The following is a 7,017-nucleotide window of genomic DNA, read 5'->3' on the forward strand; positions in this document are numbered from 1 at the left end:
GGGGGATCCATGAACAACAACACGAACAGCGCCAAGGGCACGCCAGCACAACAGGGCGCTCAGCGCGATGTGGCGGATGCTGCACGCTACCGCTCGCCCCGATGGGCCCGCCACACCGCCCGTGGCGTGCTCGCTCTTTTCACCGTCCTGCAATTGCAGGCCGGCGTGGGGCCCGGCGGGCAGTGGTCGATAGGCGTTGCGCCAGCGCATGCCCAGGTGCCGCCGCAGGCGGCCTTCAATGGCGTGCCCATCGCCGATCCGCGGGCTCCGCTGGCCTTCCAGCCCGGCGTGCAGATGCTGCAAGGCGGCGCGGCACTGGTGAACATCACGACCCCTAACGCGGCGGGTGTTTCGCTGAACCAGTTCCAGCGCTTCGATGTGCCTTCATCGGGCGTCGTCCTCAACAACAGCCTGGTCGGCGGCACACCGCTCCTGGGCGGACAGGCGGCGGCCAACCCGAATCTTGCCGCAGGCCGCACGGCCAACACCATCGTCAATGAGGTGACCGTCGCAGGGCCTGCGGGGCGCATCGGCGGTACGGTCGAAGTGTTCGGCAACCCGGCCAGCGTCATCATCGCCAACCCCAACGGCATCACCTGCGACGGTTGCGGGGTCGTCAATACGCCGCATTTCACGCTCAGCACGGGCGCCGTGCAGTGGCGGGACGCCAACGGTGCGCCCAGCGCATTCGCGCAGGCGGTGCAGCCGCGCTTTTCCGTGGCCGGCGGGCAGATCGACGTGCTCGGAATCGGCATCGAAGGCACCGTGGGCCAGCTGGATCTGATCGGCGAGACGCTGTTCATCGACGGGCCGCTGCGCGCGCATTACCTCAACCGGGGCATCTCCAGCATTCAGCTCACGGCCGGGCGACAAAGCGATGCGGATGCCGGCAAGAATGCAGCGACGGCCTTGGCCGCCTCGGCCACTGCGCTGGGGCAGCGCGGCATCGCCATCGACGCGACGGCTTTGGGCGCCATGACCGCAGGGCAGATCCGCGTCATCTCCACCGATGCGGGGATGGGTGTGAATCTGCGCGGTGCCGTGCTCGCCTATCAGGAAGACGTGGCTGTGCGAAGCGCGGGCAACCTGCAGGCAGCGGGCGTTTCCGCCGCGCGCAATATCCAGCTGGACAGTTCAGGGCGCATCACCGTGGCCGGCGAAGTCACTGCGCACCAGTTGCAAGCCAACGGCGCTGCCGGGGCGCAGTTCGACGGCCCCGTGCGCGTGCAAGGCAATGTGCAACTGCAAAGCAGCGCGGGCGACGTGGCCATCACCGACAAGCTTCTGGTGGGCGGCAATCTGGACGCCCGCGCAGCGGGGGCATTGCAGCTGGGCGGTGGGCAAAGCGTGATCGACGTGGCCGGCACCGCCACCATCAAAGGACAGGACATTCGGCAGGATGGGCGCCTTTCGGTGGCACGCGACCTGACGATCGATGGCGAGCGGTCAGCCGGCCTGTACGGCACGACGCTGGTGGGCAACCACCTGGACCTGCGGGCACGCGATTCCGCGACGCTCGCCGGGCGGCTGCAGGTGAACGAGAGCGCCGACATCGCGGCGGACAGCGTGAGCGCCTCGGGGCAGACCGCCATCAGCCGCAACCTGACGATCGCGGGCGGGCGCTCCATCGAGATGGCAGGCGCGACCCAGGTCGGCCAGGCGCTGAACATGGACGCGGCCCGCATCGGTCTGCGTGGCGACGTCAACGCCGGCGCCATGAATGTGACCGGCGGCGAAGTGCAGCTGGGCCAGCCGGGCGCCGGCCTGAACATCGCAGGCAACCTCAATTTGAACGTGCGTGGCCCCATGAACGCCCAGGGCGCCGTCCGCGTCGGCGGTAGCGCAGCCCTTGTGAGCGGCAGCGACATCGGGTTCGGCGACACCGTCAGCATCGGCGGCAACCTTAGCCTGCGCTCCGGCGCGGGCGTGGCCTTCGGATCGACGGTCAGCGTGGGGGGCAACGCCCACATCGCTGCGGGCGGCGGTATTTCCGCCGCGTCCGACATCGCGGCGGGCGGAGGCATCGGCGCGTCGGCCGGGGGCGACATCCGCTTGTCGGGCGCTTCGGTTTCCGGAGCAGGGCAGCAGTGGTCTGCCGGCGGCGACTTCACTGCGGGCGCGGGCCTGACGGGCGGAGGCATCGGCATCGACGCGGGCAACGTGACCATCGCGGGAGACGTTGCAGGCGGTGCGGTAGGCATCACCGCGCGGGACCGCATGCGGCTCGGCGGCAATGTGCGGTCGGCCGGCAGCGTCGAGCTCAACGCGGGCGCTGGCGGCATCTCGGTGAACGCCGTGCAGGCCAACGAAAACATCGCCATCCGCAGCCAGGGCAGCATCGATCTGCAGCAGGCCAGTGCGCGCGGCGATCTGGACATCGCGTCGCGGCAGGGCGACCTCGTGCTGGACGGCCCGTTGACATCCGGCCGCAACCTTTCGGTGGCGGCGCAGGGCCGGGCCGTGCTCAAGGGCGACGTGCAATCGGGCGGCAATGTGCAGATTTCAGGCTTCGGCGTCTCGCTGGCCCGTGGCGTGCAGGCCCAGGGCGCAGTGCGGCTGGATGCCGCCGCCGGCGGCGTGTCCAGTCTGGCCGATGTGGTTGCCAATGGCGACGTCCGCATCGCTTCCGGTGGCGGCATCGACGTGCGCGGAGCCGTTGCCTCAGGCGGAACGCTTGAACTCGACAGCGCCCAGAAGATCGCGGTCACCGGAGACCTGACGGCCGGCGGCGGCCTTGCGATCCAGACCGCCTCCGAACTGCAGGCCCAGAACCTGCGCGCGGGCGGCAACCTCCGAGTGGTGGCGCCCAGTGCCCGCCTGCGATCCGTCCAGGCCACCGGCAACGCCGTGGTGCAGACGCAGGACGATCTGCGCATCGATGGCGACTTCGTGGGCGGCAGCATCGCTGCCACCTCGGCCCGGGGAGACATCGGGGTGGGCGGCAACATCGCCACCCCCGGCGCTTTGACCTTGTCCGCAGGCCGGAGCATCACCGCGACCGACGTCATCGGTGGCGCGGCCGCAGGCGCCAACGGCAATGCCGCCACGGCCGTGCAGGCCGGCGGCGACTTGCATTTGCGCAGCCTGCAGGCCGGCGGCCGCTACGACGCCACCGTGGGCGGCGATCACCGCATCGACCAGACGTTGACCGTGCAGGGCGCCGCCAGCGTGGTGTCCGGCGGAGACCTCCGCATCGGCGGCAGCGCTTCTTTCGGTGGCAGTCTCGATGCCCGGGCCGGCGGCCAGGTCGCCATTCAGGGCGACACGCTCGTGCTGCAGGACGCTCGCGTGCAAAGCGGCACCGGCCAAGGCTATGGCGGCACCGTGCGCGTGGCCGGCCGGCTGGAAGCCTTGGCAGGCCAGGGCATCGCCGTGGCGCAGGAGCTGCGCGTGAATCAGGGCGTGGCCTTGCAGGCCAACGCCGGAGCCATCGACATCGGCGGCCCGCTGGCAACGCTGGGCGACCTTCGCCTGACCGGCCAGCAAGGGGTGCGCGTTGCAGGCGATGCCGAGTTCGCGCGGGGCGACGTCGCCAGCGCGGCAGGGGCCATCCAATTCGGCGGATCGGTGCAGGCCGGCGCGCCGCTCACTCTGCAGGCGCAAGGCGGCATTTCCATCACCGGCCCACTGGTGGCCCAGGCGGCTCTGGCGGCCGAAAGCCGGGCCGGCAGCATCGGCTTCGGCGGCAAGCTGGACGTAGCCGGCAATGCCGACCTGCACGCCGCGCAGAACCTCGTGTTCAGCGGTAACAGCCAGTGGCTGGGACAGGCGAACTTGCGTGCCGATTCAGGGCGCATCCACAACCAGGCGCAGATGACGTTCGCCCAGCCGGTCTCCATCGACACCACCGGCGACCTCGTCAACGACGGCCTCATGCAATCGCAAGGGAACATCGCCATCCGTGCGCGCAGTATCGACAGCAACCGTGCAGCAGCCGGCGGCATCGTCACCGGTGGGCAGCTCACGCTGCAATCTTCGGCAGGCATGGCCCTGGGCGCGCAGGGCTCCTGGAGCGCGGCGCAAGGCATGGACGTGCAGGCCGCCGCAGGCCTGGGCACCGCCGGCATTCTGCAGGCGGGCGGCAACATCACCTATGGCGGCGGTACGCTGGCCAATGCAGGCCGCATCGTGGCCGACGGTATCGGCGTCAATGCCGCACTGAACAACGGAGGCGACATCCTGGCCCAGCAGCGGCTGGACGTATCGGGCGCCACCACCAACTTCGGGCAGATCGCCGCCAACATCATCGCCATGGGCGCGCTGTCCAATGCCGGGCAGGTCTCGGGCTCGGCCGTCTCGCTGGGCAGCACCTCCAACACCGGCGGCATTTCCGGCACGGTCGTGGACGTTTCCGGCGGGCTGGACAACGGCGGCAGCGTCAGCGCGCTGGGCACGCTTTCCGCCAATGGCGGCTCCGTCACGAACACCGGCACCCTCAACGGGGGCACGGTCTTGCTCAACGCCGGGGCCATGAGCAACGGCGGGCGCATCCATGCGGATGGCCTGATGTCCATCACGGGCAGCAGCTTCGACAATGGCCTGGCCGAGAGCCGCACCTGCGTCATCGCCAACGGCTGTGCGCCCAACGGGCCTGCCTCCGACTGGCGCTATGTGCAAAGCCCCGGCACCGTGGACGCAGGTGCCAAGCTCACCGTGCAGGTCGCGATCCTGAGCAACAAGGGCGTGGTCAGCTCCGGCGGCGACGTGGAGATCACCGGCAGCCTGAGCAACGTGCGCAGCGTCAACGACCCGCTCACCTCCTCCGGCGTTTCCGGCGGCGGCGCCAGCACCGGCATCATTTCGGCGGCGGGCAACCTCACCGTTACGGGCGCATCCGTGCAGAACAGCGGTGGCCAGTTGAGCGCCAACGGTGCCGTCACCATCCGCAGCAGCGGCGCTTTCACCAACACGGCGCCCGCGCAGGGCGTTTCAGGGCAAGTCAGCGGCAGCCAACTCACCATCGATGCGGCCAGCGTGACCAACCAGGGCCAACTGATCTCCCGCAACGGCGATCTGGCCGTGACGGCCACCGCCGGCGGCATCGACAACAACGGCACCCTGGCAGCGGCGGGCGACGTCACGCTCAAAGCCACCGCCGCCGTGTCCGGCGGTGCCGACAGCCAGGTGCTGGGCAAGAACATCACCGTCACCGGCGCTTCGTTCTCCAACGCCGGCACCCTGTACGGCCAGGGCGGTCCTGCGGCCAAGATCGACATCCAGACCGGCGGCGGTTTCAGCAACGCCGCCAGCGGCGTCATCATCGCGGGCAGCCTGCTGGACATCGGCGCGAGCAGCTACGCCAACAGCGGCGTGGTGGGCAGCCTGGCCGATGCCAAGCTCACCACGCCCGGCAGCTATGCCGCAGCGAGCAATGCGCTCATCGCGCTGGGCAAGCTCGACCTGCAGGTGAACGGCATCCAGGTCGGGGTGGGCGAGAGCTGGAGCGTCGGCGCAGCGGAAGTCCGCTGGGGCGGCACGTTGCTCAACGAAGGCAGCGTGGCGATTGCCGGCAGCGCCAGCGGCGCCATCCACAACCGGGCCACGGGCCAGGTGCAAGCCACCGGCATGCCGAACGTCTTCGACGGCACCTATGAAATCCCCACCGCACCTGCCGGCCTCACGGACGCAAAGGTCGTGGGCTACAGCAACGTGGCGAACCGGGCGCAGCTGTATATCGGAGGCGGCTTCAACGGCTCGCTCATCAACGAAGCCTCGGACGCCACCGTGGGCGGCGGCACCATCGAGCAGCGGCCCATCGACCAGAAAGTCATCTGGGAAGGCAAGGACGCCAACGGCGACACCGTGCAGGTCGAGGGTGATTCCCGCGCCATCGCGCGCCTGAACACCGGCAGCGGCGCAGCCACCATCACGCTGACCGGTCCGAACACCGGCACCATCGTGGGCGATGCCATCACCATCAACGGCGGCACCATCGTTCACCAGCCGGGAATCGATCCGGCCACCGGACTGCATCTCGTGCAAGAGGCCCGCAGCCGCCAGGTACAAACCACCGCCATCGCGCAGGCGCCCGAGGGCCAGACCGTGCAGGGCAACATCAAAGGCCCCACCTTCATCGGAGTGGCGCGGCCGGACACGCTGCCCGCCCCGGTGGGCGGCGGCAGCGGAGCCAGCAACGCGGGGGCGGGCCCTGCCACCGCAGGCACGGGTGGACCGGGGGTGCCGAGCGAGGTGCCGCCGCAATTCATCGACACCAAGCCGCTGGCCCTGCCGCGGGTGGACGTGAGCACGCCGCAAGGCGGCATCGGCGCGCTGCTGGGCGGGGGCCTGAGCGTCTCGCTGCCCGACTGGAGCCAGCTGCACATCGTGCCGGGCGGCATCAGCGCCAACGACCTGGCGCTGAACCTGAGCGGCCAGTTCATCAACCGGGGCCAGTTCGAGGTCACCAACAACCTCATCATTGCGGCCGCTGGCGGCATCGACAACTTCGGCGCCGGCATTCGCGCGGGCGGCTTCATGCGGCTGTCCGGCGGCGGGCTGAACAACGAGCAAGGCCGCATCGAAGCGGACAGCCTGCTGACCAGCATCCAGGGCGACATCGCCAACAGCCGGGGCGCCATCGTGGCGCACAACGGCGGCTACCTGAAGGCCGATGGAAACATTGCGGCCACCGACGGCCAGTTCACCAGCGACGCCGGCAAGATCGTGCTGGACGCAGGCGGGAGCATCGTGCTGGATGCCAGTCAGGTAAAGGGCAAGACCGGCGCGGGCCTGTACGCGGGCGGCGACATCCGCCTGGGCACCACCGCCAAGACCACCAGCAGCGACGAGCGCAGCGCAAAGTACGAAACCTTCGTCACCTACAACGGCGACATGGAAACGCGCGAAGAAACGCGCGTGCAGACCGGCGAGAGCCGCACGCGCCAATCGAGCACCGTGCACACCGGCACCGTCATCGACGGCGGAGAAGGCAGCACCACCTTGCGTGCCGCTGGCGATGTCGTGGCCCTGGGCGCGCAGATCAAGGCGCAGCAGGACGTGCTGATCCAGGGCGCCAAC

At 69.7% G+C, this 7,017-nt stretch carries 1 protein-coding gene; it reads left to right on the forward strand.

From position 1 onward, the window contains the following. Positions 1-9 precede the first annotated feature (9 nt). Positions 10-7,017: filamentous hemagglutinin N-terminal domain-containing protein (locus tag BLT03_RS25020; protein WP_175537771.1), on the forward strand; the 7,008-nt coding region annotated here is incomplete at its 3' end.

Origin of the sequence: Paracidovorax valerianellae (assembly GCF_900102625.1) — a bacterium.
GTDB lineage: Bacteria > Pseudomonadota > Gammaproteobacteria > Burkholderiales > Burkholderiaceae_C > Paracidovorax > Paracidovorax valerianellae.